The sequence below is a fragment of the Nonomuraea sp. MTCD27 genome (assembly GCF_041950495.1).
In the GTDB taxonomy this organism is placed as follows: domain Bacteria; phylum Actinomycetota; class Actinomycetes; order Streptosporangiales; family Streptosporangiaceae; genus Nonomuraea.
Genome location: NZ_JBGNUW010000018.1, coordinates 242,676 through 267,386, shown reverse-complemented (window position 1 = coordinate 267,386; position 24,711 = coordinate 242,676). Strand labels below are relative to the sequence as shown.

Sequence of the window (24,711 nt, the reverse complement as noted above, 5' to 3'; positions counted from 1 at the left end):
CAAAAATTTGAATGACTGTTTAAAGTTCTGCATGTGCAGCCAGAAAGTCGCACGTTCATTGAAGAGGCCCGCCGGGCGCAGATCATCGCGTGTGCCATCGAGGTGTTCGCCGAGCACGGCTACGCCCACGCCACCATGGCCAGGATCGCCAAGCAGGCGAAGATCAGCACCGGCGTGATCTCGTACCACTTCGGTGGGAAGGACCAGCTCATCCAGGCCGTCGTCGCGGAGGTGGCCAAGCTGGCCACCGACCTGATGGTCCCGCGCATCCTGGCGCAGACCTCCGCGACGGAGGCGCTGCGCGCGTACATCGAGGGCAATCTCGAGTTCATGCGGCTGCACCGCAAGCCCCTCCTGGCGCTGGTGGAGATCGTCACGCACGCCCAGGGCGACGAAAGCGGCCCGGGGCCGTACGCCGAGCAGGCCGACGTGGCCGTCACCGACCTGGAGAAGGTCCTGGACTGGGGCCGGCAGACCGGCGAGTTCCGCGACTTCCACCAGCGGACCATGGCCATCGCCATCCGGGGAGCCATCGACGCCGTGCCGGGGCGTCTCCTTCACGACCCCGACTTCGACCTCGACCTGCTCACCCGCGAGCTGGTCACCACCTTCACCATCGCGACCAGGAGACAACCATGACAGCGGCCTTGGAGATCAAGGGCTTAGTCAAGACCTTCGGCGACAAAACCGCCGTGGACCACGTCGATCTGACCGTCCCCCAGGGCTCCTTCTACGGCCTGGTCGGGCAGAACGGCGCGGGCAAGACGACCACGCTGTCCATGGCGGTCGGGCTGCTGCGGCCCGACTCGGGGGCGGCGTGGATCTTCGGCTCGGACGTCTGGTCCGACCCGGGGAAGGCCAAGCAGCTCGTCGGCGTGCTGCCGGACGGCCTGGCGATGCCCGAGCGGCTCACCGGGCGTGAGGTGCTCACCTATCTCGGCCTGCTGCGCGGGCTGAGCAAGGAGGTGGTGGCCGAGCGGTCCGCGGAGCTGCTGTCGGTGCTGGAGCTGGACAGCGCGGAGAAGACGCTCGTCATCGAGTACTCCACGGGCATGCGCAAGAAGATCGCTCTGGCCACGGCGCTCCTGCACGCGCCCAAGCTGCTGGTGCTGGACGAGCCGTTCGAGGCGGTGGACCCGGTCTCGGCAGCGACGATCAAGACGATCCTGCGCGGCTTCGTGGCGGGCGGCGGCTCGATCGTGCTGTCCAGCCACGTGATGGCGCTGGTGGAGCAGCTCTGCGACCACGTGGGCGTGATCGACAAGGGCCGGGTGGCGGCGGCCGGCACGCTGGACGAGGTACGCGGCACGGCCACGCTCGAGGACAGGTTCGTGGAACTGGTCGGCTCCGGCACCACCGCGACCAAGGGGCTGTCATGGCTGTAGCCGTCACCATGGCCCGGATGAAGCTCGCGATCCTGCGCCATTCGCTGAAGGGCGACAAGGGCACCATGATGGCCTCGGGCGGCACGCTCGGCCTGGTGCTCGCGGCGGGCACGATCTACCTGGCCTTCCTGGAGGGCGACTGGCTGGCCGCCGGGCTCGCGGTGTGGATGCTGGGCTGGATCATCGGCCCCGTCTTCTCCGGCGGCGGTGACGAGACGCTGCGCCCGGAGTTCTTCTCCCTGATGGGGCTGCCCCCGTGGCGGCTGGCGGCCGGGCTGCTGGTGTCGGCGTTCGTGGGCGTGGCCCCGGTGATCGGCCTGATCGCGCTGGCCGGTCTGGTCGTCGCGGCCACCTCACCGGTGAACGCGCTCGTGGCGGTGCCGGCGATGGTGTTGCAGCTGGCGGTGTTCGTGCTGCTGTCGAAGGTGGCGGTGGCGCTGCTGGGCATCGCGCTGCGCTCGCGGGCAGGGGCGATCGGCGCGGGCCTGCTCAACGGTGTGGTGCTGGCCTTCCTGGGCCAGGCGTGGGTGTTCGCGGTGGCGTTCGGGCAGGGCGCGCAGATCCCGGAGTTCGTCCGCTACCTGCCGTCCGGCTGGGGGCTGCTCGCCGTCCAGGGCGACTACCTGGCGCTGGCCGCGATGGTCGTGCTCATCGCGCTGCTGCTGGCGGCGTGGGCGGGGCTGCTGACCCGCCGGGCGGGCGCGAACCGGCCCTCGACCCGCGGCCGGCGGCCGATGCGGGCCCGCAACGGCCGGGAGGCGGTGGTGGCCAAGGAGCTGCGCACCTGGTCGCGGGACCTGGTGCGCAACCACCAGCTCACGTTCGCCCTCGCCTACGGGGTGTTCTTCGCGGGCGCGCCGCTCGTGCTGGGCTCGACGGACATGCTGCCGTGGGCGGCTCCGATCTTCATCATCATGGCGGCCGCGATGACCTCCAACCTGTACGGCACCGACGGCACCTCCCTCTGGCTCGCCCTGATGACGCCGGGCTCGTCCGACGTGCGGGGCAGGCAGCTGGCCTGGCTGGTGACGGTGGGCCCGGTGGCGGTGCTGGTGGCGGTGGCGTTCACGCTGATCACCGGTGGCCCGTGGGCGGTGATCCTGACGGCCACGGCCGCGCTGCTCGGCGGCGGTGCGGGGCTGGTGCCGCTCATCTCGGTGTACGCGCTGGTGCCCAGCACCGACCCGCAGAAACGGGCCGGCAACCCGCTGCGCACGAGCGAGGAGGACGGCGCCCTGACCGGGCTGGCGTACCTGATGATGGTGCTGGTGGTCCTGACCGGCGCGCCGGCCATCGCCGTCGCGGCGCTGTACGGCTGGTGGGGCGTCGCGGCCGGGCTGGCCACCGGCGCGCTGTGCTACTGGGGCCTGGGCCTGCTGGCGGATCGGCGGCTGGCGGCCCAGGGGCCGGAGCTGCTGCACCTCATGCGTACGGGACGCAGGCCGGAGAGCGCCAAGCCGTCCACGTTCAAGATGCCCGACATGCCGACGTCGCATCGGGCGATCGTGATGATCTGCTGGTCGCTGGGCGCGATCCCGCTGATCCCGCAGGGCGTCGTGGCGGCGATCATGGTCTCCAACGGGCAGCTGCGGCACTCCTGGTTCCTGGCCACGCACATGGAGCCGGGGTTGCGCTGGCCGGTGGCGATCGGTTTCATCCTGATCGGCCTGACCATGTACGGCACGGGCCTGTGGCTCCCGTACCGGGCGAAGAAGAAGGCGGCGGCCGGGTAAGAATCAGCGCATGCGGCTACTGGAGCGGTTACGCGCGGACCTCGGCACCGGCAAGAACCTCGAGATCTACGTGACGGCGCTGATCGCGCTGGTGGTCGGCGTGCTCGGCGTCTTCGACAAGGTCGACGCCAAGGTCGTGGGCGCCGCGACGCTGGCCACGCTCGCCCTCGTGGCGGTCAACGCCCTCGGGCCCCGGCACCAGGTGGCCGAGCTCGAGGAGCGGGTGGTCGAGCTGAGCCGCCTGGTGGAGACGAAGCTGGCCGGCGACGGCTTCCTGAGCGACGAGCGGGCGGATCTCAGGGAGCGGATCGCGCGGGCGGACGACATCCGCTTCACCGGGGTGACGCTCGGCCGCACGATCCGCGCCTACGTTGACGATCTACGCAAAAGCCTGGAGCGGGGTGCTTCGGTCAAGGTGCTGGTGATCGATCCCGCGGGCACGGCTCCGGCCGAGGCGGCGCGGATATGCCTGATCCCCGACCAGTCGGAGGTCTTCGAGCATCGGGTCAGGTCCACGCTCTACATGCTGCGCGACCTGCACACCGAGGAGCGTCTCGAAGTGCGGCTGCTACCGTTCCTGCCCGGGTTCGGCATGCTCATGCTGGATCCGGCGGACGACAATGGCGTGATCCAGATCGAGATGGGCACCCACCACTCGCCGACCCGCAATCCGGGCTTCACGCTCGACGGCCGCCGCGATCGCGACTGGTGCCGGCACTTCATCGGGGAGTTCGACGGTCTCTGGGAGGCGGCCAGGGAGGTGTCGGACGCCGACTGGTACCCGACGCAGCGCGGCTGACCTCCTGTATACGATTAGCCCGATATGACTGATCTCACGCTGGGCGCGGCCCACCGGACCTTGCGGGACGAGGTCACCAACGAGCTGCGCCGCCGCATACTGTCCGGCGAGCTCGCCCAGGGTGAGCGGCTGGTCGAGGACCGGCTGGCCGCCGCGCTCGGCGTCTCGCGCAACCCCGTGCGCGAGTCCATCCGGGTGCTGGCCGCCGAGGGGTTCATCCAGGTCGTCCCCCGGCTCGGCGCCACGGTCGCCCGCCTGTCGGCCGAGGAGGGCGAGGAGCTGTTCGACGTGCGGATGGCCGTCGAGGGCCTGGCGGCCCGACTGGCGGCCCGCAAGCGCACCCCCGCCTCGGCCGAGCGCCTGCGCCGGGTCCTGGAGCAGGCCAAGGAGGCGGTCGAGAGCGGGCGGCTGGAGGAGGTGGCCGACCTCAACACCGCGTTCCACCTGGCCGTGGGTGAGGCAGCGGGCAACTCCTACCTCGCCCTGATGATGAAACCGATGCTCCAGCGGGCGCAGTGGATCTTCAGCCAGACCGCGGCCGCGCGCGGGCCGCACTCATGGCAGGAGCACCTGAGCCTGTGCGAGGCCATCGAGGCCGGTGACGAGGACGAAGCGCAGGCCAGGGCCATCGCGCACGTGGCCGCGGCGAGGCGGTCGTTCCTGGCCTCGGCCCGCCGGGAGCCAAACCCCCCAAACAATTAGGAAACACTCAGATAACGACATAGGGTCATGAAACATCCCTGAAATGTCAGATCTTGTATACAGTCTCCTAAACGTTTTCATCGGAGGCACCATGCGACCGTCCCCCAAGGTCGTCGCGGCGCTCGTCACCCTCCCCCTCGCCCTGGCGGCTTGTGGTGGCGGCGGCGGAACGAGCACCACACCCGCGGCACCCAGTTCCATAGCCAGCGCCTCGGCCGACCACCGGCCGGTCAAGGCCGGCGGCACGCTCAACATCGCGCTCCCCGCCGACCCAGACGCCCTGGACCCGAGCATCTCGACCACGCTGGTCGGTCGCGAGGTGTTCGCGAACATGTGCGAGAAGCTCTACGACATCGACGCCTCCTCCACCCTGATCCCGCAGCTCGCCGCGGCCATGCCGGAGCTCTCGGGCGACGGCAGGGAAGTGACGATCAAGCTGCGCGAAGGCGTCAAGTTCAACGACGGCACCGCCCTCGACGCCGAGGCGGTCAAGAAGTCGCTCGACCGGCATCGCACCTGGGAGAAGTCCGCCCGCCAGGCCGACCTGGCGGCGGTGTCCAAGGTCGAGGTCGTCGACGCCACGACGGTGAAGCTGACGCTGACGCAGGCGTTCACGCCGCTGACCGCGCAGCTCGCCGACCGCGCCGGCATGATCATGTCGCCGAAGGCGCTGGACGCCGGGAGCGACAACTTCGGCGCCAGCCCGGTCTGCGTCGGGCCGTTCAAGTTCGCCAGCCGTACGTCCGGCAGCCAGATCGTGCTGGACAAGGCGCCGGACTACTACGACGCGGCCAAGGTCAAGCTGGACAAGCTCGTATACAAAATCATCGTCGACCCCAACGTGCGGGCCGCGAACCTGAAGTCCGGCGACGTGCAGGTGGGCGACCAGCTCGCGACCAACACCGTCAAGGGCGTGCAGTCCGACCCGAACCTGACCGTGGTGTCGGGCGGTGGCCTGGGCTACTACGGCTTCCAGATCAACATCGGCAACGCCAGCGGCTCCACCGAGAAGCCGGGCGCCGTGGACACGGCGCTGGCCAAGAGCCCGCAGCTGCGCGAGGCGTTCGAGCTGGCGCTCGACCGCGACGCGATCAACAAGACCGTATACAACGGACTGCACGAGGTCGACTGCTTCCCGGTGCCGCTGGACAGCCCGTACCGGTCGAAGGACCTGACCTGCCCCAAGCGTGACCTGGCCAAGGCCAAGCAGCTGGTGCAGGCCTCCGGTGTCCCGACGCCGATCCCGGTCTCGATGGCCACCCCGAACGACGCCGTCAACCAGCGCCTGGCGCAGGTCATCCAGTCGATGGCCAAGGAGGCGGGCTTCAACGTGAGCGTGCAGACCGCCGAGTTCGTCAGCGTCCTGGAGCAGGGCAAGGCGGGCAAGTTCGACGTGCTGCTGAGCGGCTGGTCGGGCCGCGTGGACCCGGACGGCAACCTCACGAACCTGGTCACCACCCAGGGCAGCAACAACTACGCCGGCATGTCCGACCCGGGCATCGACGACCCGATCAAGCAGGCCGCCGCCGAGACGGACCCGGCCAAGCGCGCCGAGCTCTACGGCGCCGCGATGAAGAAGGCCGCCGAGCTCCGGGGCGTCGTGTACCTGTACCACAACAAGTACTACCTGGGCATGCACAAGACCGTCGCCGGCGTCCAGTACTTCAAGGACGGCCTGCCACGCTTCATCACCGCCGGGTTCGCCGCCTGATGGTCTGGTTCATCCTCCGGCGCTGCGGGTCGGCCGTCATCGTGCTGTTCCTCTCCAGCGTGCTGATCTTCCTGGGAATCCGGGCGCTGCCCGGAGACCCGGCCTCGGTCATGGCGGGCCAGGAGGCCTCGCCCGCCGCGATCGAGGCCATCAGGCACGAGTTCGGCCTGGACAAGCCGCTGCCCGCGCAGTATCTCGACTACGTCGGCCAGACCCTCACCGGAAACTTCGGCCGCTCGACCCAGGACCAGCTCCCCGTGGCTGACATCCTGGCCGAGCGGCTGCCGGTGACGCTGGAGCTGTCGGCGCTCGCCATGCTGGTCGCCATCGTCGTCGGCGTGGGCGCCGGCATCGTGGCGGCCGTCCGGCGGGGCAGGTTCGCCGACTACGTGGCCACCGGGTTCGGCCTGGCCGGGCTGTCGGTGCCGCACTTCTGGCTGGGCCTGCTCGGCATCCTGCTCTTCGCGGTGACCTGGCGGGTCCTGCCCGCCTCCGGGTACGTCCCCTTCACCGAGGACCCCGCCCAGAACCTGCAGCGCATGCTCCTGCCCGCGCTCGTGCTCGGCACCGGCTTCGCCGCGATCCTGATGCGGCAGACCCGCTCGGCCATGCTGGGCGCGCTGTCGGCCGACTACGTCAGGACCGCCAGGTCCAAGGGCCTGTCCGAGGCCAAGGTCGTGGGCGCGCACGCGCTGCGCAACAGCCTGACGACCGTGGTGACCGTGCTCGGCCTGCAGCTCGGCGCGCTGATCAGCGGCGCCGTGGTGACCGAGCAGATCTTCGTGATCCCCGGCTTCGGCAAGCTCACCGTGGACGCGGTCCTGACCAGGAACTACCCCGTCATCCAGGCGGTCGTGCTGGTCACCGTCATCGGTTACGTGGTGGTCAACCTGCTGGTGGACATCGCCTACGCCTTCCTCAACCCGAGGATCCGCCTGTCAGGAGCCCGCCATGACTGAGGTGATGCGACGGACCAGGCTGTGGCGGCGCTTCCGCCGGCGGCCGATGCCGATGGCCGGGCTGGTGCTGGTGGTCGCGTTCGTGCTGCTGGCGCTGCTCGGGCCGCTGGTGACCGGCGACCCGGCGGCGCAGGACTACATGGCCACCCTCGCTCCCCCGTCGGGCGCCCACCCCATGGGCACCGACGACCTGGGCAGGGACGCCTTCGCCAGGATCGCGCACGGCGCCCAGGTCTCGTTGCAGGCGGGCGTGCTGTCCACGCTGCTGGCGATGGTCGTCGGCATCCCGATCGGGCTGGTCGCCGGGTTCTACCGGCGCTGGCTGGACCCGATCGTGATGCGGCTGGTGGACGTGACGCTGGCCTTCCCGTTCCTGGTGTTCGCGGTCGGCCTGGCGGCGATCATCGGGCCCTCGCTGAAGGGCGTGGTGCTGGCGCTGGGCTTCTCCCAGCTCCCCGCCATCATCCGGATCACGCGCGGCGAGGTGCTGGCGGTCCGGGAGATGGACTACGTGGCCGCGGCCATCGCCGACGGCGCGGGCGACGGGCACATCATCTTCCGGTACGTGCTGCCGAACTGCGCCAGCCCGCTCATCGTGCAGGCCACGGTGGCGATCCCGGCGGCGATCATCGGCGAGTCCACGCTGTCCTTCCTCGGCCTGGGCGTGCAGCCGCCGACGCCGTCGTGGGGCGTGATGCTGACGACCGCGCAGCAGTACCTGGGTGACGCGCCCTGGCTGGCCATCTGGCCCGGGCTGATGATCGCCCTGGCCACGCTGGGCTTCAACCTGCTCGGCGACGGCCTGCGTGACGTACTGGACCCGAGGAGCGCGCGATGAGCCTGCTGGAGATCTCCGACCTGAGCGTCGGTTTCGCCACCGAGGACGGCCTCGTCCAGGCGGTCAGGGACATCTCGCTCACCCTGGACGAGGGCGAGATCCTCGCGCTGTGCGGGGAGTCCGGCTGCGGCAAGTCGGTCACCGCGATGTCGGTGCCCAGGCTGCTGCCGCCCGACACGACGCGGCTGTCCGGCTCGATCCAGCTGGAGGGCCGCGAGCTCACCACGCTGCCCGAGCCGGAGATGCGGCGCGTGCGCGGCAAGACGGTCTCGGTCGTCTTCCAGGAGCCGATGACCTCGCTGAACCCGTCGTTCACCGTCGGGTACCAGATCGCCGAGGTGCTGCGCCGGCACGAGGGCCTGTCCCGGCAGGCCGCCGCCAGGCGGGCGCTCGAGCTGCTGGAGCTGGTCGGCATCCCGGCGCCGGTCCGCAGGATGAAGGAGTACCCGCACCAGCTCTCGGGCGGCATGCGGCAGCGCGTGATGATCGCCATCGCGGTGGCCTGCTCACCCCGGGTGCTGATCGCCGACGAGCCCACCACGGCTCTCGACGTGACGATCCAGGCGGGCGTGCTGGACGTGTTCCGCGACCTGCGGGACCGGCTGGGCACCGCGATCATCCTGATCACGCACGACCTGGGCGTGGTGGCCGACATCGCCGACCGGGCCGTGGTCATGTACGCCGGCCGCGCCGTCGAGCAGGCCCCCGTGACGGAGCTGTTCGCCAACCCGCGCCACCCGTACACGCTGGGCCTGATGAAGGCTCTCCCGTCCGCCGCCGTGAACGGCCGCCTGGCGGAGATCCCCGGCATGGTGCCCTCGCCGATGTCGGACCCCGACGAGTGCGCATTCCAGGACCGCTGCCCGCGCGCCCAGGCGGACTGCCGGCTGTCCAGGCCCCCGCTCGCCCGCCAGGCCGAAGGCCATCTGGCGGCCTGTTTCCACCCAGGAGGTGGGAAGTGATCCTGCGGATCGACAACCTGGTCAAGCACTACGGCCCGGTACGCGCCGTGGACGGCCTCTCGCTGGAGATCGGCCAGGGCGAGGTGCTCGGCCTGGTCGGCGAGTCGGGCAGCGGCAAGTCCACGGTCGGCAAGTGCGTGCTGCGCCTGACCGAGCCCACCTCGGGCTCGATCGAGCTGAACGGCCGGGACATCACCCACCTGTCGCGCCGGGCCATGCGCCCGCTGCGCCGGGACGTCCACATGGTCTTCCAGGACCCGTTCTCCTCGCTCAACCCGCGCTTCACGATCGAGCAGATCGTGGGCGAGCCGCTGCTGCGGCACAAGGTGAGCGACCGGCGGGAGACGACCACGCGCGTGGCCGCCATGCTGGAGAAGGTCGGGCTGCGCCAGGAGATGCGCAAGCGCTTCCCGCACGAGCTGTCCGGCGGGCAGCGGCAGCGGGTGGGGCTGGCCAGGGCGCTGATCCTGGAGCCCAAGCTGGTCGTGGCGGACGAGCCGGTGTCGGCGCTGGACGTGTCCGTGCAGGCGTCGGTGCTCAACCTGATCACCGACCTGCAGCGGGACATGGGGTTCTCGTGCCTGTTCATCACCCATGACCTGTCGGTCGTGGAGTTCCTGGCCGACCGGATCGCGGTCATGTACCTGGGCCGGATCGTGGAGTCGGGGCCGACGGCCGAGATCTTCGCGGGGCCGCGGCATCCGTACACGCAGGCCCTGCTGTCGGCGGCGCCGGTGGCCGACCCGGTCAGGCAGCGGGAGCGGCGCAGGATCGTGCTCGGCGGCGACGTGCCGAGCCCGGTGGACCCGCCCTCCGGATGCCGGTTCCACACGCGGTGCCCGCTGGCGTACGACGAGTGCCGTACGTCCGAGCCCCTCTTGAACGATCCACGTGGCAACGGTCACCCGGCCGCCTGCCACCTGGTCACGGCGGATCGCGTCCCCGACGCGGCCGCGAACCTATAGAAGGAGTCAGTTTGTTCACCACCAGGCCCGAGCTGTCGGGCGACTTCGGCATGGTCGCCGGCACGCATTGGCTGGCCTCCGCCACCGGTATGGGCGTGCTGGAGCGCGGCGGCAACGCCTATGACGCGGCGGTCGCCGCCGGTTTCGTGCTGCAGGTCGCCGAGCCGCACCTGAACGGCCCGGGCGGCGAGGTGCCGATCCTGTCGTGGAACGAGGCCGAGCAGAAGGTGTCGGTCGTGTGCGGGCAGGGCGTGGCTCCCGCCGCGGCCACCATCGAGCGCTTCGCCGAGCTCGGCTTGGACGTGGTGCCCGGCACGGGGCTGCTCGCGGCCACCGTGCCGGGGGCGTTCGGCGGCTGGATGTTGATGCTGGAGCGCTGGGGCACGTGGTCGCTGGCCGACGTGCTGGCGCCCGCGATTCACTACGCCGAGCACGGCGTGCCGGTGCTGGAGCGGATCGCGGCCACGATCGAGTCGGTCCAGGGCCTGTTCCGGGAGGACTGGCCCACGTCGGCGGCGACCTGGCTGCCCGGCGGGAACGTTCCCGAGCCCGGCTCCAAGCTGGCCAACCCCGTCCTGGCCGCCACCTACCGGCGGCTGGTCGCCGAGGCCGAGTCGGCTTCGAGCACCCGTGAGGGCCAGATCGAGGCCGCCAGGAAGGCGTGGTACGAGGGCTTCGTGGCCGAGGAGATCGCCGCGTTCAGCGCCGGCACCGCCTGGCGGGACAGCTCGGGCGAGGTGCACGGCGGCCTGCTGACGGGCGACGACCTGGCGGGCTGGTCGGCCTCGGTGGAGGAGCCGCTGACCTTCGACTACCACGGTCACACCGTGGCCAAGACGGGGCCGTGGGGCCAGGGGCCGGTGTTCCTGCAGCAGCTCGCCCTGCTGGAGGGCTTCGACCTGGACGCGATGGACTTCCTCGGCGCCGACTACCTGCACACCGTGACCGAGGCCGCCAAGCTGGCCTTCGCCGACCGCGAGGCCTGGTACGGCGACACCGACGTGCCCATGGCCGATCTGCTGAGCCCGGCGTACAACGCCGAGCGGCGCCGGCTGATCGGCGACCGGGCCAGCCTGGAGCTGCGGCCCGGCGCCCCCGGCGGGCGCGCGCCCCGGCTGCCCGTCTTCCCCGACCCGGGCACGGCGAGCGACGCGCCGGGCCTGTCCGGCGCCCGCAAGCCTCAGGGGGTGGGCGAGCCGACTGTGGCACGCGATGGCGTGGTCAAGGGTGACACGTGTCACATCGACGTGGTGGACCGGTTCGGCAACATGGTGTCGGCCACCCCCAGCGGCGGCTGGCTGCAGAGCTCCCCGACCATCCCCGCGCTGGGCTTCTGCCTGGGCACGCGGGCGCAGATGTTCTGGCTGCAGGAGGGCGTGGCCACCGCCCTGCGGCCCGGGGCGCGCCCGCGGACCACGCTGTCGCCGTCGTTCGCGCTCCGGGACGGCAAGCCGTGGCTGGCGTTCGGCACCCCCGGCGGCGACCAGCAGGACCAGTGGAGCCTGAACTTCTTCCTCGCGGTCGTCCACGGCAACCTGAACCTCCAGGAGGCCATCGACGCCCCCATGTTCCACTCCGAGCACTTCCCCAGCTCCTTCTTCCCGCGCGGCTCCCGCCCCGGCGTCATGCACGTCGAGGACCGGGTGGACGCGGGCGTGGTGGCGGAGCTGCGACGGCGCGGGCACGAGGTCGAGGCTCAGGGCCCGTGGTCGCTCGGCCGGCTCAGCGCGGTCGCCCGTGACGGCGCCTTCCTCAAGGCCGCCGCCAACCCGCGTGGCGCCCAGGGCTACGCTGTCGGCCGATGACCGACCTGCTCTTCCTGGTCGGTGCCGGTCTGCTGGCCGGTGTGGTGAACGCCCTGGCCGGGGGAGGCACGCTCATCTCCTTCCCCGCCCTGCTGGCGATGGGTTACCCGGGCCTGACCGCCACCGTGACGAACGCGGTGGCGCTGTGGCCCGGCTATCTGGGCGGCGTGCTCGGCTACCGGGCCGAGCTGCGCGGCCAGCGCCGCAGGGCGACGCTGCTGTCGGTCACGGCGGTGCTGGGGGCGTGCGCGGGCAGCTCGCTGCTGCTGCTCACGCCGGGCAAGCTGTTCGAGTCGATGGTGCCGTGGCTGGTGGCCTTCGCCAGCCTCGCCCTGCTCGCGCAGCCGTGGCTGCGCAAGCTCTTCGGCGGCGAGGCGGACGGCCCGACCAATCGGATGGTGTACGTCGGGGTGTTCTTCGGCGGGTGCTACGGCGCCTACTTCAACGGGGGCATGGGCGTGGTGCTGCTGACCGTGCTCGGCATGTTCCTGCACGACAACCTGCATCGCGTGAACGCCCTGCGGGCCACGCTCGCGCTGGTCGTCAGCTCGGTGTCGGTCGTCGCGTTCTCGCTGTTCGGCGCCGTGCGGTGGGAGGCCGTGGCGGTGATCGCCCCGGCCAGCCTGGCGGGCGGGTTCCTGGGCACGCGGCTGGCCCGGCTCATGCCGCCGAAGGTGCTGCGCGGCGTCGTCGTCGCGTTCGGCCTGGGGGTGGCCGCCGCCCTCGCGTTGCGCTAGGCGACGGTCGCCTCGATCAGGTCGTCCACCACCTCGGCCAGGTCGTTGCCCTTCTCGTACGCCCGCCGCTGCCGCATGGCCCCGGAGCCCTTGCGCAGCAGCCGGTCGAGGCCCTCCTGGATGAACGTCAGGTCCCCCGCCTCCCCCAGCGCCGGGCGTACGTGCTCCAGGAGGCGCCCGGCCATCACCGCGGCGGGCACCAGCGTGCCGTGCCGGACGTCCAGGCTGTCGCCCTGCAGCCCGTCGCGGGCCGCCCGCCAGTAGGCGGCGCGCAGCACCTCCGACGGGACGGGCAGCCCCCGGTCGCCGCGCCTGACGGCGGCCAGCGCGGTGACCACCAGCGCGCGGATGAGCCCGATCAGGGTGAGGCTGTCGGCCACGTCGAGCGGCACGTCGGCCACCCTGATCTCCACCGTGGGCAGGCGCGGCGAGGGCCGGGTGTCCCAGTAGACGGTCTTGGGATCGAGCAGCGCGCCCGACTCCGCCAGCGCCCTCAGGGCCAGCTCGTACGCGCCGAACGACGGGAAGAACGGCGGCGCCCCGGAGACCGGCCAGCGGCCCCAGCTGATCACCCGCCAGGACGCGTAGCCGGTGTCGCGGCCCACGAAGAACGGCGAGTTGGCGGCCAGCGCGATCAGCGTCGGCAGCCAGGGACGCAGGTGGTTGCCCACGTAGACGGCGTGCTCGGCGTCCGGCACGTCCACGTGCACGTGCAGGGCGCAGATGCTGATCTCGTCCTGCAGGGCGCGGTAGAGCACCTTGCCCTGCAGGTAGCGGTCGTCGTCGGTGAGCGGCGGCGGCATCACGTTCCCCAGCACGGGGATGCCGCTCGCGACGACGGCCAGGCCGCACGAGCGGGCCGCGCCCGCCACCTCCTTGCGCGCCGCGCGCAGCTGCGAGCCCAGCTCGCTGAGGTCGGCGGAGGGCGGCGTACGGGCCTCCACCTGGAATCTGGTGATTTCGTGCACCACGTCAAGCATGTCCGTCGCCGCGGTCAGGACCTCGGCCGCCCGGGGGGCCACGTGGCGAGTGCGGGGATCGACTATGAGGTATTCCTCTTCGATCCCGATGAGCGGAACCATGCCCACACCTCGCAGGGGAGTCCACAAGCCTCCGTACGAGGTTGTGCCCGTACCACACCGTCGGGAAAACCCTCCCGACAATCGGTTGTCAACCGGTGAACTCCACGGGGCCGTACAGTGCGTGCCCAGCCTGCGTGGACATCGCCCAGTAACGGTCTCCGTACGACCAGTGCCACCATTCGGTCGGGTAGTTGACCAGACCGGCGGGCTCCAGGGCGGCGGCCAGGAGCTTGCGGTGGGCCCGGGCGTCGTCGGAGATGTTGGGGGCGGCGGTGTAGCAGGCGCCGTGGCTCTGCTCGGGGTTGTCGTTGACCGCGGTGCCCATGTCGTATTCGGTGCCGTCGGGGGCGCAGAGGGTGAGGTCCACAGCGGCGCCGGCGGTGTGGGGGGCGACTTCGACGGGCGACACGTACCGACTTGCCGCGATATATGACTCGTCGGGCGTCAAGTCGGAGAATGTGGCTCTGTACTCGTCGAAGATGCGGCGCTGCGTGGCGATCGGCCGGTAGCCCTCGACGATCAGGAGGTGGTAGCCGTCGGGCAGCAGACTCTCCGCGTGCTCCAGCCGCCGCAGCAGGCCGGAGCGCAGGTGGGCGTACGCGCCCGCGTCGTCGGCCAGCCGCTGGTCCACGCGCAGCCGGCCGCGCACGTCCGCCAGTGGTTCGCCGCTCTCCCGCACCGGGATGGAGGTGACGCGGGGGTCGGAGATGAGCACGACATCGTTCGGGGACTGCCACATGGGCAGAAATTCTCACACAGTGTCGGAGAAGACCTGCTCCCGGGCCTGCTCCAGAGCCGCCACCAGGGCGCCCCGCAGCACCGGGTTCCCGGCCACCCTGGTGGTGACGACGGTCGGCTGGCTCGGGCACACGCGGGCCACGGCCTCCTGCACCTTGGCGGCCAGCCGGTCGCCGCCCGCCCGGCCGATGTCGCCGCTGAGCACGATGAGCCCGGGGTCGAGCACGACGGCCACGGCCGCGGCGCCCAGGGCCAGCCGGGCCGCGACGGCGTCCAGATAGCCCTCGTCGCCGCCGCGTACCAGGTCGGGCACCGTGGCACCGGCCACGCCGTGCTCCTCGGCCAGCCCGCGCAGCGCGTCGTGGCCCACCAGGCGCTGGAACGAGCCCGACTGCGGCCGGGAGACGTCGGACGGCAGCGGCTCCCCCGGGACCGGCAGCCAGCCGATCTCGCCCGCGCCCCCGGTGATGCCCCGGTGCAGCCGGCCGCCCAGCATGACGCCGAGGCCCTGGCCGACGCCGGCCCAGATGACCACGAAGTCGTCGAACCCGACGGCCGCGCCGTGCCTGTGCTCGGCGAGCGCGACCAGGTTGACGTCGTTCTCGATGGTCACCGAGGCGCCGAGCGTCTGGCGCAGGCTGGCCAGCACGCCGACGTGCCAGGACGGCAGGTCGACGGACAGGCGCACGTCGCCGGTGACCGGGTCGACCACGCCCCTGGTGCCGATGACGAACGCGCGCAGCCGCGACAGGCTGACGTTCGCCGCGTCGCAGGCGCGCTGCACGGCCGCGTGCACCGCCTTGACCGGATCGCGGCCGTCGGAGGGGTTGAGCGTGATCTCCACCACCACCCTGCCTGTGATGTCCGCCACACCCACGGTGAGGCTGTCGGGCAGGACTTCGAGGCCGGCCACGTACGCGCTGGAGGGAACCACGGCGTACAGGGCGGCGTGCGGTCCCCGGCCGCCCGCGCGCTCTCCCGCGACCTCCACGAGCCCTCGATCTTCCAGTCGAGCGAGGAGCTGACCTGCGGTTACCTTGGAGAGCCCGGTCCGCTCGCCGAGTTCGGCACGGGTGAGAGGACCGTCTCCGAGGAGCAGTTCGAGCGCCGCGCGATCGTTCAACCGGCGCAGCAGCCGGGGGGTTCCCGGGTCTCGACTCATCGGCGCGCCCTCTCTCGTCACGATCGGCTAACGAGCGTTTCTTTTAAGAAAGTTTCTTGTTAGTTTAACAGCATCGTTCGGCATTTGACGATCAGCCTGGTGCGGACCGTAGGCCAGCACCCGGGAAGGGAGAACCCTGTGAGGATCGCGAAGATCACGGCCACTACGGTCACCACGGCCACGCTGGCCCTGGGACTGGCCGCCTGTGGATCCGGTGAAGAACCCCCCACGTCCTCACCCAGCGCAGCCGCCTCCGCCAGCGGCCCCAAGTACGCCGGCAAGACGCTGACCTTCTGGCGCCTGGGCGACAGCAACCCCGACGCCAAGAAGTACACCGACGAGCTGGTCGCCGAGTTCGAGAAGCAGACCGGCGCCAAGGTGAACGTCGAGTGGATCCCGTGGCCGCAGGTCAACGACAAGTTCACGGCCGCGGCGGCCGGTGGCGCCGGCCCCGACGTGACCGAGATCGGCAACGACCAGGTGCCGCTCTGGCAGAGCCAGGAAGCGCTGGAGCCGATCACCGACATCGTCGCCGCGGGCGACCAGGCCCAGATCCCCAAGAACCTGATGGGGCTGGAGACCATCGACGGCGAGACGTACGCCGTGCCGTGGGGCGGCGGCAGCCGGGCGGTGCTCTACCGCGCCGACTGGTTCAAGGAGCTCAAGATCGAGGTCCCCAAGACCTGGGACGACCTCGTGGCCGCCGCCAAGAAGATCCAGGAGAAGAAGGGCTCGGACGTCGACGGCTTCGCCTTCAACGGCGGCTCCGACGCCAACCACCTGCTCGGCGCCCTCGCCTGGACCTCCGGCGGCGAGTACGCCGTCAAGGAGGGCGACAAGTGGGTCGGCAAGCTGACGGACCCGGCCTTCAAGACCGGCTTCGCGCAGTACACCGGCCTCGTCACCGACGGCCTGTCCAGCAAGTCGCGGCTCAACCAGAACACCACCGAGATCCGCACCCGCTTCTCCAACAACAAGGTCGGCATGTACCTCACCGCGGCGTGGGACCTGGCGACCATCGAGGAGGAGAGCAAGGGCAAGGTCAAGGGCGACAAGCTGGCCTTCTTCCCGCTCCCGTCCAAGGACGGCGGCGAGGCGCAGTCGTTCCTCGGCGGCAACGACATCGCCGTCTGGGGCACCGCCAAGGAGAAGGACGCGGCCAAGGAGTTCGTGAAGCTCGCCTCCGGCAAGCAGTGGGGCGTCAAGTACGCCACCGACGGCGGCCTCCTGCCGGTCTACCCCGAGGCGCTGGCCGCGCTGTCCAGCGACCCGGTGCAGGCGCCGTTCGCGGCCGCCTTCGCCAAGGCCAAGGCCTTCCCCGCCGACCCGCAGTGGACCGAGGCCAACGAGACCAAGGCGGTGCTGCAGAACGCGGCCCGCAAGGTCATCGAGGGCAAGGCGTCCGCGGATGAGGCGCTGGCCGCGGCCAACAAGGAACTCGAAGACATCCTCAACGCGTCCTGAGTCCTATGACGAACACGTCAACGCTCCCCCGGGGTGGAGGTCGTTCCACCACCCCGGGGCGGCGCCGCGCGCGCCCGCCCCAGAAGGCCAGCGGGCTCCCCGTCTGGTCGATCCCCTACGTCCTGCTGGTCCCCGGGCTGCTGGTCATCGGCGCACTGCTGCTGTACCCGCTGGCCCAGATGGCGATCATCGCCTTCCAGAAGGTCGGCCTCGTCCAGATCTCGGGCCGTAAACCCGCCACCTGGGTGGGCCTCGAGAACTTCGCCAACATCCTCGAGAACGACATCTTCTGGTCCTCGCTCCGCAACTCGGTCGTGTTCGCCGCGATCGCGGTGCCGCTCACGCTCATCCTGGGCACCGCCGTCGGCGTACTGCTGCAGCGGCTCGGCAAGAAGATGTCGCTATTCGTGATCATCGGCATCATGTTCGCCTGGGCCGTCCCGCCGGTGGCGCAGGGCGTGATCTGGCGCTGGTTGTTCGACGCCGAGGCCGGGATCATCAACTGGGCGCTCAACCTGCTGCCCGACTGGCTCTCCAGCGCCCTGTTCGGCCGCGCCGACTGGACCGGCGAGCCCTGGCTCAACGACGCCTGGTCCATCTACATGGTGCTGATCATCTGCGTGGTCTGGGCCGGCTTCCCGTTCGTCGCCGTCTCGGTGCTCGCCGGGCTCAAGGGTGTCCCCGCCGAGCTCTACGAGGCCGCCAAGGTGGACGGCTCCGGGCCGTGGCGGACGTTCAGGAAGATCACGTTCCCGCTGCTGAAGCCGGTGTTCGCGGTGCTGACGGTGCTGTCGATCATCTGGGACTTCAAGGTCTTCTCCCAGCTGTACGTGCTGGCCGGGACCAACAACCGGGAGGCGTACAACCTGTCGATGTACGCGGTGACCGAGGCGTTCAAGGCCCCGCCGAAGATGGGGTCGGGCGCGGCCATCGCGGTGGTGCTGACGGTGATCCTGCTCGTCATCACCGCCGTGTACATCCGCCAGATCTTCAAGCAGGAGGAGCTGTGATGAGCCCGCTGGCCCGCAGGCGCCTGGGCAAGGCCGCGCTCAACACCGCGGGCGTGCTGGTCTTCCTGACGGCCACCTTCCCGGTGTACTGGATGGTCTCGACCGCCTTCAAGTCGAACGACCAGATCTTCACCACCGACTTCATCCCGATCCCGACCCACCTCACCTTCGAGCACGTCTCGCGCGTGCTCACCGACGGTGTGGCCGGGCACTCGATCTGGCTGTACATGCGCAACAGCGCCATCGTCGCCATCGCGACGGTGCTGATCGGTGCGGTCTTCGCGCTGCTGTCGGCCACGGCGATCGCGCGCTTCCGGTTCAAGGGCCGCACGGCGTTCCTGGGCCTGCTGCTCGTCGCCCAGATGATCCCCGCCGAGGCGCTGCTCATCCCGCTGTTCCTGAGCGTCAAGCGCCTGGGCCTCTACGACCAGCTGCTCGGGCTGATCGTCACGCAGGTGGCCCTGACGCTGCCGTTCGGGATCTGGATGTTGCGGACGTTCGTCGCCGCCGTGCCCAAGTCGCTGGAGGAGGCGGCCTGGATCGACGGCGCGAGCCGGTTCACCACCTTCTGGAAGGTGCTCTTCCCCCTGGTGGCTCCGGGTCTGGTCGCGACCAGCATCTTCTCGTTCATCACCGCGTGGAACGAACTGATCATGGCGCTGTACCTGCTCGGTGATCCCACCAAATACACCATGCCCGTCGCCCTGCAGTACTTCTTCGGGCAGAAGGGCACGGACTGGGGCGCCATCATGGCGACCTCCACGATGATGACCCTCCCGGTCGTCATCTTCTTCCTGCTCGTCCAACGCCGCATGGTCTCCGGCCTGGTCGCCGGGGCCGTGAAGGGCTGACAACACCAGCAAAGTCCCGTACGGCACGACGATGCCGTACCCGACCATGCCTGAAAACTGATGAGGAGCCATGAGTCAGAGTGATCGGGGGCTGCGCCGCCTCGCGGCCGGCACACTGCTCGTCGCCTTCCAGGGCACCACGGCGCCCGACTGGGTGCTGCGCGAACTGGAGCACGGTCTGGGCGGCGTCACGCTCTTCGGCTTCAACGTGGCCGACCCCGGCCAGGTGCTCGAGCTGACCACCGCGCTACGGGGAGCCGGTGAGCCCGTCATCTCGCTCGACGAGGAGGGCGGGGACGTCACGCGGCTCGCCTACCACGTCGGGAGCCCGTACCCGGGGAACGCGGCGCTGGGGGCCGTGGACGACGTCGAGCTGACCCGCCGGGTCTACCGGGCGATCGGCTCCGAGCTGGCCGCCTGCGGGATCAACCTGGACATGGCGCCCAGCGCCGACGTCAACACCGAGGCCGACAACCCGGTGATCGGCACCAGGTCGTTCGGGTCCGACCCGGAGCTGGTCGCCAGGCACACGGTCGCGGCCGTACGGGGCCTGCAGTCGGTGAACGTGGCCGCCTGCGTCAAGCACTTCCCCGGCCACGGCGCCACCCGGGTGGACTCGCACCTGGCCGTGCCCGTCGTGGACGTCAGCATGGACGTCCTGCGGGCGCGGGAGCTGGCGCCGTTCCGCGCCGCGATCGGCGCGGGGGCCAAGTCGGTGATGACCGCGCACGTCGCGGTTCCGGTGGTGACGGGCGAGACGCCCGCCACGCTGTCCGGCGCCGCGCTGACCGGGCTCCTCAGGGGCGAGCTCGGCTACGACGGCGTGGTCGTCACCGACGCGCTCGACATGCACGCGATCACCCGCAGCGTCGGCCTGGCCGGGGGCGCCGTGCTGACCATCGCGGCCGGGTCCGACCTGCTGTGCCTGGGCCCGCTGCCCACCTATGACGATGTGCAGGCGATCATCGCCGAGATCGTCTCCGCCGTGCACGAGGGCCGGCTGCCGGCGGCCCGGCTGGAGGAGGCGGCCGCCCGGGTGGCCGCCCTGCGGGCCTGGGCCGGCGCGCCGGAACGGTTCGCGGCCGAGCAGAACGTCGTCGGCCTGGACGCGGCGCGCCGCGCCGTACGCCTGACCGGCTCCGCCAAGCCCCTGGTCGAGCCCCTGGTGATCGAGGTGGACACCCCGCCGACGATCGCCGTGGGCGACGTGCCGTGGGGGGTGGGCCCGTGGCTGCCGGACGCCGAGATCGTCCGGGTCAAGCCCGCGGCCGCCGACGTCCAGGACCTGCTGGCCAAGGCCGCGAACCGGTCACTGGTCGTCGTGGTCAAGGACGCGCACCGCCACCACGAGAGCCGGGATCTGGTCTCCGCGCTGGTCGCGGCCCGCCCCGACACGACCGTGATCGAGATGGGCCTGCCCGTCTGGCAGCCCGGGAGCGCGGCCTACATCGCCACGTACGGCGCCGCCCGCGCCAACGCCCAGGCGGCCGTCGAACTCCTGACCGCCTGACCCCGCCTTACCCGGCTCTCTCCTCTTCCCCGCGCTCCGGGGGTGGAGAGGGCGTGGGGCGGGTGACCGGCGGGCGATCGAGCCAGGGCCCCCTCCGAGGAGGCCGGCGGGCCGGGATCAGGTGGCCAGCAGCTCCTCGCGCGCCTGGTCCAGGGCGGCCAGCACGGCGCCGCGCAGGACCGGGTTCTTGTCGGTCACCGTCGTCGTGACCACCTGGGGGCGCACCGGGCAGATCCGGGCCACGGCCTCCTCCACCCGCGACGTCAGCGCGGCCCCGCCCGCGTGCCCCACCTCACCTGCCAGCACCACCAGCCCGGGGTCGAGGATCACGCACACCGCCGCCACCCCCAGGGCCAGCCGCCGCGCGACCTCGTCGAGCAGCGGCTCCCCCTCGGCGCCGGCGGCCACCGCCACCTTGACGCACTCGCCGGCGCTGCCGGCGGCGAAGCCGTAGCTCCGGGCCAGCTCGCTCACCGCCTCGGCGCTGACCAGCGACTGCAGCCCGCCCGCCAGCGAGGGCAGCCGCCCCGGCTCGGTACGGATGTCCTCGGGCAACGGCACGCCGGGCACCGGCAGGTAGCCGATCTCCCCCGCGCTGCCCGAACGTCCCCGGTGCAGCTTGCCGCCCAGCATGATGGCCAGGCCCAGGCCCCGGCTCGACCACAGCAGCACGAAGTCGTCGATGCCCGTGGCCGCACCGTCGACGCGCTCGGCGATGGCGGCGAGGTTGACGTCATTCTCGATCGTCACCTCGCGCCGCAGGTCGCCGGCCAGGGCCTCGTGGATGCCCTCGTGCCAGCCGGGCAGGTCGAAGGAGAAGCGGATGTCGCCGCTGCGCGGGTCTACCACGCCGGGGGTGCCGATCACCACGCCGCGCAGCTTGGCGATGCTCACCTTGGCGCTGCGGCACGCCTTGACGATCGCGCCGTGCACCACCGAGACCGGGTCGTCGTGGCCGTTGGGGTCGACCGTGACCTCGGCGATCGTACGGCCGTGGATGTCGGCGACGGCCGTGGAGATCAGCTCGGGGCCGACCTCGAGCCCCGCGACGTACGCGCTGGAGGGGATCACCGAGTAGAGCGCCGCGTTGGGGCCGCGCCCGCCGGCCTGGGCGCCGACCACCTCGACCAGCCCGCGCTCCTCCAGCCTAGCCAGCGTCTGCGAGGCGGTGACCTTGGACAGGCCGGTCAGGTCGCCGATCTGCCCGCGCGTCATCGGCCCGGTGGCCAGCAACAGCTCCAGCGCGGCCCGGTCATTGATCTCCCGCAGAAGTCTGGGCACACCAGGGCGTCGCTCCACGCTGAATCCCGCCGTCGCAATCGAATGACCGTAATCGAAAAGATTATTGGAAGTTTAGCGCCACGGCCTTGCGCGCCACCGCAGGTGAACACGAGGATGCCTCATGGTCATCCCGGGGCCCGGCCACCGTGCTCGCGCTCGGCATCGTAGTCCTCTTCGATGTCCTGCGCGTCCAGGCGAGGGTTCGCAGGCCGTGTCCGCCCAGGTGCCGAGGTTGCCGTATTCGGATCACCTGCCCGTTCTGAGGACCTTGCGCCTAACCAGTGTTGACCAGGAGGGATAATCGAGAACATGCGCCTATCCGCTCGTGTCGACTACGCCCTCCGCGCCGCCGCCGAACTCGCCGCAGCCGGTGCAGGCCCGACTACTGTGGGCGAGCTCGCCAAAGAGCAGGACATGCCGCCCAAATACCTTGAGAACATCCTGCTGCAGATGCGCCGCGCCGGGCTCGTACGCGGCCAGCGCGGGCCCGAGGGAGGCTACGTGCTGGCCAGGCCGGCCGCCCAGATCTCCCTGGCCGACGTGATCAGGGCGGTCGACGGCCCCCTGGCCAACGTCCGCGGCGAGCGGCCCGAGCACGTCGGCTACCGGGGGCCCGCCGAGTCGCTGCAGCAGGTGTGGATCGCGCTGCGGGCCACCGAACGCTCGATCCTGGAGGAGGTCACGCTCGAGCACGTCGCCTCCGGAGCGCTGCCCGAGCGCATCCGCCTGCTCGCCGCCGACCCCGCCGCCTGGGACTGACACCACCCCGGAAGATCAGCGCAGGGTGGGTCCACCCAGCGCGTACGCCACACCCGCGTCCAGATCTGCCTCCCGACCGGCCCGGAAGGCGCTGTCGTAGGCCCCGTCGCCGAGCACCTTCCGCACCCGGCTCTCGCACGCCTGGCGGGCGGTCACCACCTCCGGCAGGCCGATCCGCCGCTTGCCGAGGGTGTCCCAGATCGCCTCGGCCAGCCCGAGCATGCGCGCGGCCCGCTCCCCCTCCCCCGCGGCCACCGCCGCCGGGGCGAGCACGTCGATCGCCATCGCCATGCCCACGCTGTCGTGCAGCCGCCACTTCACCTCCAGCCCCGCCTGCGCGTACGCCAGGGCCTCCGCGGCCCGGCCGCCCGCCAGCTCGGCCTGGGCCCGCAGGACGTCGCCGTAGGCGCGCTGCCAGCGCTCGCCGTGCCGGTCGCACAGCGCCCGCAGCCGCTCCAGCACGGCGATGGCCTCCTCGTGGTGCCCGGTGACCGTCAGGGAGAGGCTGTAGCAGTTGAGCACCAACAGCGTGGGGAAGACGACGACGGAGTCGCCGGCCTCGTCGATCAGCCTCCTGGCCAGCTCGGCGGTGCGCGCGTGGTCGCCGGCGAGCAGCCTGGAGCACACGACGGCGCTCCTGGCGGCCAGCACCGCTTCCGCGTCGCCCTGCCGCTCGGCCTCGGCCAGGCACTCGACGGCCAGCTTCTCCGCCAGGGCCGCCTCGCCCTGGCACAGCATGACGAAGCTGCAGGCCCACAGCGCCTTGTTGCGGGCCGGGCCGGGCTCGCGATCCTGGGCGAGCGCGCGTTCCAGGTAGTGCTGCCCCTCCTTGGGGAACCCGCAGGGATACCAGAGGAACCACAGCGCCCCGGCGAGCTCCAGCGCCGCGTGCCCCTCCGGCCGGGCCAGGCAGAACTGCAGCGCGGCCCGCAGGTTGTCGTGCTCGGCCGTCATCCGGTCGTACCAGGAGTACTGGTCGGGCCCGATCCAGCAGGCGTCCCCCTCGCGGGCCAGCGCCAGGTAGTAGTCGCGGTGCCGGCGCCGCAGGCGCTCGTCCTGGCCCAGGTCCTTCAGCCAGATGCCGCCGAACTCGCGGATGGTGTCCAGCATCCGGTAGCGGTCGCCGGCGCCGGTCGGCTCCCAGATCAGGATCGACTTGTCCGCGAGCGACTCGAGCAGCTGGGGGATCTGCCAGCTCGGCAGCCGGTCATCGGCGCAGACCTCCTTCACCGCGACCGGGTCGATGCCGCCCGCGAACACCGAGGCCCGCGCCCACAGCAGCCGCTCCGCCGGGGTGCACAGCTGGTGGCTCCAGCCGATGGCCGTGCGCAGGGCCTGGTGCCAGGGCGGGTCGGCCTCGTACACCTTGCGCTCGGTGGTGCCCAGCACGTCGAACCGGTCCTCCAGCCGCTCGGCCAGCCGTTCGACAGGCAGCTCGCGCAGCCGGGCGGCGGCCAGCTCGATGGCCAGCGGCAGCCCCTCCAGCCGCCGGCACACCCGCATCATGGCCTCGCGGTTGTGCTCGTCGACGGCGAAGCCGGGCACCGCCGCGGCGGCCCGGTCGGCCAGCAGCGCCACCGCGTCGCCGTCCGCCCAGGTGGACCCGCTCGGCACCGGCAGCGGCTCCACCGCGAAGACCTGCTCGTCCCGGCAGCTCAGCGAGCGGCGGCTGGTGGCCAGCACGCGCAGCCCGGGCGCGGCGGCCAGGAGCGCCTCGACCGTCGCCGCGCACTCCCCCGCCACGTGCTCGCAGGTGTCGAGCACGAGCAGCAGCTCCCGCCCGGCCAGGTAGCCGGCCAGCATCTCGGTGACCGGGCGGGCGGCCTGGTCGGTCAGCGGCAGCGACTCCGCGATCGCGTACGGCAGCGCACTGCCCTCGGCCAGCGGCGACAGCGCCACCAGCCAGACCCCGTCGGCGAAGTCCCCCTGCAACCCGGCGGCGGCGCGCAGGGCGATCCTGGTCTTCCCGACCCCCGCCACCCCCGTGACGGTCACCAGCCGGGACCCGGCGAGCAGCGCCCGCAGCGCGGCGACCTCCTCGCGGCGCCCGATCAGCGTCGTGGTCTCGCTGGGCAGGTTCCCCCGCCACCGGCTTGCTTGCACGATCGTCACCTCACAGCGCTAGGCATGCACCACAGTTTGCCGGAACCACGCCCGCACCGTCACTAAAAGTGAGAAGGTGACTACTCACCACCAGACCAGCCCAGAAGTCCGTTGCCGCCCTCCGACGGGCTGACGCTGATCCTGGCCCAGCCCGC

Annotated in this window: 22 protein-coding genes; 17 read left to right on the top strand and 5 right to left on the bottom strand. The window is 71.3% G+C overall.

Annotated features, from left to right (window positions below):
• The first annotated feature begins 33 nt into the window (after window positions 1-33).
• The 12 genes from ACBJ59_RS43180 (at window position 34) to ACBJ59_RS43125 (ending at window position 12,596) form a co-directional block, all read left to right on the top strand.
• Window positions 34-639 carry a TetR/AcrR family transcriptional regulator gene (locus ACBJ59_RS43180; protein ID WP_375115891.1) on the top strand — a complete coding sequence of 202 codons (606 nt, stop codon included), beginning with the start codon at window positions 34-36 and terminating at the stop codon, window positions 637-639.
• Window positions 636-1,385 carry an ABC transporter ATP-binding protein gene (locus ACBJ59_RS43175; RefSeq protein WP_375115890.1) on the top strand — a complete coding sequence of 250 codons (750 nt, stop codon included), beginning with the start codon at window positions 636-638 and terminating at the stop codon, window positions 1,383-1,385. Before ACBJ59_RS43180 ends, ACBJ59_RS43175 begins: the two co-directional genes overlap by 4 nt.
• A complete protein-coding gene (locus tag ACBJ59_RS43170; RefSeq protein WP_375115889.1) occupies window positions 1,376-3,118 on the top strand; it encodes a hypothetical protein in 1,743 nt (580 codons plus the stop codon). Before ACBJ59_RS43175 ends, ACBJ59_RS43170 begins: the two co-directional genes overlap by 10 nt.
• 10 nt (window positions 3,119-3,128) lie before the next feature.
• A complete protein-coding gene (locus ACBJ59_RS43165) occupies window positions 3,129-3,917 on the top strand; it encodes a hypothetical protein (protein ID WP_375115888.1) in 789 nt (262 codons plus the stop codon).
• A 24-nt stretch (window positions 3,918-3,941) separates the two neighbouring features.
• Entirely contained in the window at window positions 3,942-4,619 is a 678-nt protein-coding gene (locus ACBJ59_RS43160) for a GntR family transcriptional regulator (protein WP_375115887.1), read from the top strand.
• Window positions 4,620-4,710: 91 nt separating this feature from the next.
• Window positions 4,711-6,330 carry an ABC transporter substrate-binding protein gene (locus tag ACBJ59_RS43155; RefSeq protein WP_375115886.1) on the top strand — a complete coding sequence of 540 codons (1,620 nt, stop codon included), beginning with the start codon at window positions 4,711-4,713 and terminating at the stop codon, window positions 6,328-6,330.
• Window positions 6,330-7,289, top strand: coding sequence for an ABC transporter permease (locus ACBJ59_RS43150; protein ID WP_375115885.1), 960 nt, complete (start codon window positions 6,330-6,332; stop codon window positions 7,287-7,289). The genes ACBJ59_RS43155 and ACBJ59_RS43150 overlap by 1 nt, the downstream gene beginning before the upstream one ends.
• Window positions 7,282-8,127, top strand: a complete 846-nt coding sequence (locus ACBJ59_RS43145) for an ABC transporter permease (protein WP_375115884.1) — start codon at window positions 7,282-7,284, stop codon at window positions 8,125-8,127. Before ACBJ59_RS43150 ends, ACBJ59_RS43145 begins: the two co-directional genes overlap by 8 nt.
• A complete protein-coding gene (locus ACBJ59_RS43140) occupies window positions 8,124-9,089 on the top strand; it encodes an ABC transporter ATP-binding protein (protein WP_375115883.1) in 966 nt (321 codons plus the stop codon). Before ACBJ59_RS43145 ends, ACBJ59_RS43140 begins: the two co-directional genes overlap by 4 nt.
• The gene (locus ACBJ59_RS43135) at window positions 9,086-10,054 is read left to right on the top strand and encodes an ABC transporter ATP-binding protein (RefSeq protein WP_375115882.1); all 969 of its coding nucleotides are present in this window, start codon (window positions 9,086-9,088) and stop codon (window positions 10,052-10,054) included. The genes ACBJ59_RS43140 and ACBJ59_RS43135 overlap by 4 nt, the downstream gene beginning before the upstream one ends.
• 50 nt (window positions 10,055-10,104) lie before the next feature.
• On the top strand, window positions 10,105-11,859 hold the full coding sequence (locus ACBJ59_RS43130; protein ID WP_375115946.1) for a gamma-glutamyltransferase family protein: 1,755 nt from the start codon (window positions 10,105-10,107) through the stop codon (window positions 11,857-11,859).
• Complete coding sequence (locus ACBJ59_RS43125; RefSeq protein WP_375115881.1) at window positions 11,856-12,596, top strand: sulfite exporter TauE/SafE family protein; 741 nt, start codon at window positions 11,856-11,858, stop codon at window positions 12,594-12,596. The genes ACBJ59_RS43130 and ACBJ59_RS43125 overlap by 4 nt, the downstream gene beginning before the upstream one ends.
• On the opposite strand, the gene ACBJ59_RS43120 is transcribed toward ACBJ59_RS43125, so the two are convergent.
• The 3 genes from ACBJ59_RS43120 to ACBJ59_RS43110 all read right to left on the bottom strand — a co-directional run bounded on the left by ACBJ59_RS43120 (window position 12,593) and on the right by ACBJ59_RS43110 (window position 15,578).
• Window positions 12,593-13,678: a glutamate--cysteine ligase gene (locus ACBJ59_RS43120; RefSeq protein ID WP_364128293.1), complete on the bottom strand. Its 1,086-nt coding sequence runs from the start codon at window positions 13,676-13,678 to the stop codon at window positions 12,593-12,595. The two genes, ACBJ59_RS43125 and ACBJ59_RS43120, sit on opposite strands and share 4 nt — an antisense overlap.
• 88 nt (window positions 13,679-13,766) lie before the next feature.
• On the bottom strand, window positions 13,767-14,417 hold the full coding sequence (locus ACBJ59_RS43115; protein WP_375115880.1) for a M15 family metallopeptidase: 651 nt from the start codon (window positions 14,415-14,417) through the stop codon (window positions 13,767-13,769).
• Between the two features lie 12 nt (window positions 14,418-14,429).
• Window positions 14,430-15,578, bottom strand: coding sequence for an ROK family protein (locus tag ACBJ59_RS43110; RefSeq protein WP_375115879.1), 1,149 nt, complete (start codon window positions 15,576-15,578; stop codon window positions 14,430-14,432).
• A gap of 138 nt (window positions 15,579-15,716) precedes the next feature.
• On the opposite strand from ACBJ59_RS43110, the gene ACBJ59_RS43105 reads away from it, so the two are divergent.
• The 4 genes from ACBJ59_RS43105 (at window position 15,717) to ACBJ59_RS43090 (ending at window position 20,413) form a co-directional block, all read left to right on the top strand.
• On the top strand, window positions 15,717-17,042 hold the full coding sequence (locus tag ACBJ59_RS43105; protein WP_375115878.1) for an extracellular solute-binding protein: 1,326 nt from the start codon (window positions 15,717-15,719) through the stop codon (window positions 17,040-17,042).
• Between the two features lie 5 nt (window positions 17,043-17,047).
• Window positions 17,048-18,052, top strand: a complete 1,005-nt coding sequence (locus ACBJ59_RS43100) for a carbohydrate ABC transporter permease (protein ID WP_375115877.1) — start codon at window positions 17,048-17,050, stop codon at window positions 18,050-18,052.
• The gene (locus tag ACBJ59_RS43095) at window positions 18,052-18,903 is read left to right on the top strand and encodes a carbohydrate ABC transporter permease (protein WP_375115876.1); all 852 of its coding nucleotides are present in this window, start codon (window positions 18,052-18,054) and stop codon (window positions 18,901-18,903) included. The genes ACBJ59_RS43100 and ACBJ59_RS43095 overlap by 1 nt, the downstream gene beginning before the upstream one ends.
• A 70-nt stretch (window positions 18,904-18,973) precedes the next feature.
• On the top strand, window positions 18,974-20,413 hold the full coding sequence (locus ACBJ59_RS43090) for a glycoside hydrolase family 3 protein (RefSeq protein ID WP_375115875.1): 1,440 nt from the start codon (window positions 18,974-18,976) through the stop codon (window positions 20,411-20,413).
• Window positions 20,414-20,530: 117 nt separating this feature from the next.
• Here ACBJ59_RS43090 and ACBJ59_RS43085 read toward each other — a convergent pair whose 3' ends face one another.
• Entirely contained in the window at window positions 20,531-21,712 is a 1,182-nt protein-coding gene (locus tag ACBJ59_RS43085; RefSeq protein ID WP_375115874.1) for an ROK family protein, read from the bottom strand.
• Between the two features lie 291 nt (window positions 21,713-22,003).
• Between ACBJ59_RS43085 and ACBJ59_RS43080 the strand changes: the two genes are divergently transcribed.
• Window positions 22,004-22,453, top strand: a complete 450-nt coding sequence (locus tag ACBJ59_RS43080) for an RrF2 family transcriptional regulator (protein WP_375115873.1) — start codon at window positions 22,004-22,006, stop codon at window positions 22,451-22,453.
• Window positions 22,454-22,468: 15 nt separating this feature from the next.
• Here ACBJ59_RS43080 and ACBJ59_RS43075 read toward each other — a convergent pair whose 3' ends face one another.
• Window positions 22,469-24,556 carry an NB-ARC domain-containing protein gene (locus ACBJ59_RS43075; protein WP_375115872.1) on the bottom strand — a complete coding sequence of 696 codons (2,088 nt, stop codon included), beginning with the start codon at window positions 24,554-24,556 and terminating at the stop codon, window positions 22,469-22,471.
• Between the last annotated feature and the right edge of the window lie 155 nt (window positions 24,557-24,711).

Excerpts from the sequence above, each read along its gene's own strand:
- ACBJ59_RS43115 (WP_375115880.1), bottom strand. The coding sequence starts at position 14,417 with ATGTGGCAGTCCCCGAACGATGTCGTGCTCATCTCCGACCCCCGCGTC.
- ACBJ59_RS43100 (WP_375115877.1), top strand. The coding sequence starts at position 17,048 with ATGACGAACACGTCAACGCTCCCCCGGGGTGGAGGTCGTTCCACCACC.
- ACBJ59_RS43120 (WP_364128293.1), bottom strand. The coding sequence starts at position 13,678 with ATGGTTCCGCTCATCGGGATCGAAGAGGAATACCTCATAGTCGATCCC.
- ACBJ59_RS43145 (WP_375115884.1), top strand. The coding sequence starts at position 7,282 with ATGACTGAGGTGATGCGACGGACCAGGCTGTGGCGGCGCTTCCGCCGG.
- ACBJ59_RS43110 (WP_375115879.1), bottom strand. The coding sequence starts at position 15,578 with ATGAGTCGAGACCCGGGAACCCCCCGGCTGCTGCGCCGGTTGAACGAT.
- ACBJ59_RS43090 (WP_375115875.1), top strand. The coding sequence starts at position 18,974 with ATGAGTCAGAGTGATCGGGGGCTGCGCCGCCTCGCGGCCGGCACACTG.
- ACBJ59_RS43130 (WP_375115946.1), top strand. The coding sequence starts at position 10,105 with ATGGTCGCCGGCACGCATTGGCTGGCCTCCGCCACCGGTATGGGCGTG.
- ACBJ59_RS43160 (WP_375115887.1), top strand. The coding sequence starts at position 3,942 with ATGACTGATCTCACGCTGGGCGCGGCCCACCGGACCTTGCGGGACGAG.
- ACBJ59_RS43170 (WP_375115889.1), top strand. The coding sequence starts at position 1,376 with ATGGCTGTAGCCGTCACCATGGCCCGGATGAAGCTCGCGATCCTGCGC.
- ACBJ59_RS43140 (WP_375115883.1), top strand. The coding sequence starts at position 8,124 with ATGAGCCTGCTGGAGATCTCCGACCTGAGCGTCGGTTTCGCCACCGAG.
- ACBJ59_RS43125 (WP_375115881.1), top strand. The coding sequence starts at position 11,856 with ATGACCGACCTGCTCTTCCTGGTCGGTGCCGGTCTGCTGGCCGGTGTG.
- ACBJ59_RS43095 (WP_375115876.1), top strand. The coding sequence starts at position 18,052 with ATGAGCCCGCTGGCCCGCAGGCGCCTGGGCAAGGCCGCGCTCAACACC.
- ACBJ59_RS43150 (WP_375115885.1), top strand. The coding sequence starts at position 6,330 with ATGGTCTGGTTCATCCTCCGGCGCTGCGGGTCGGCCGTCATCGTGCTG.
- ACBJ59_RS43175 (WP_375115890.1), top strand. The coding sequence starts at position 636 with ATGACAGCGGCCTTGGAGATCAAGGGCTTAGTCAAGACCTTCGGCGAC.
- ACBJ59_RS43080 (WP_375115873.1), top strand. The coding sequence starts at position 22,004 with ATGCGCCTATCCGCTCGTGTCGACTACGCCCTCCGCGCCGCCGCCGAA.
- ACBJ59_RS43155 (WP_375115886.1), top strand. The coding sequence starts at position 4,711 with ATGCGACCGTCCCCCAAGGTCGTCGCGGCGCTCGTCACCCTCCCCCTC.
- ACBJ59_RS43165 (WP_375115888.1), top strand. The coding sequence starts at position 3,129 with ATGCGGCTACTGGAGCGGTTACGCGCGGACCTCGGCACCGGCAAGAAC.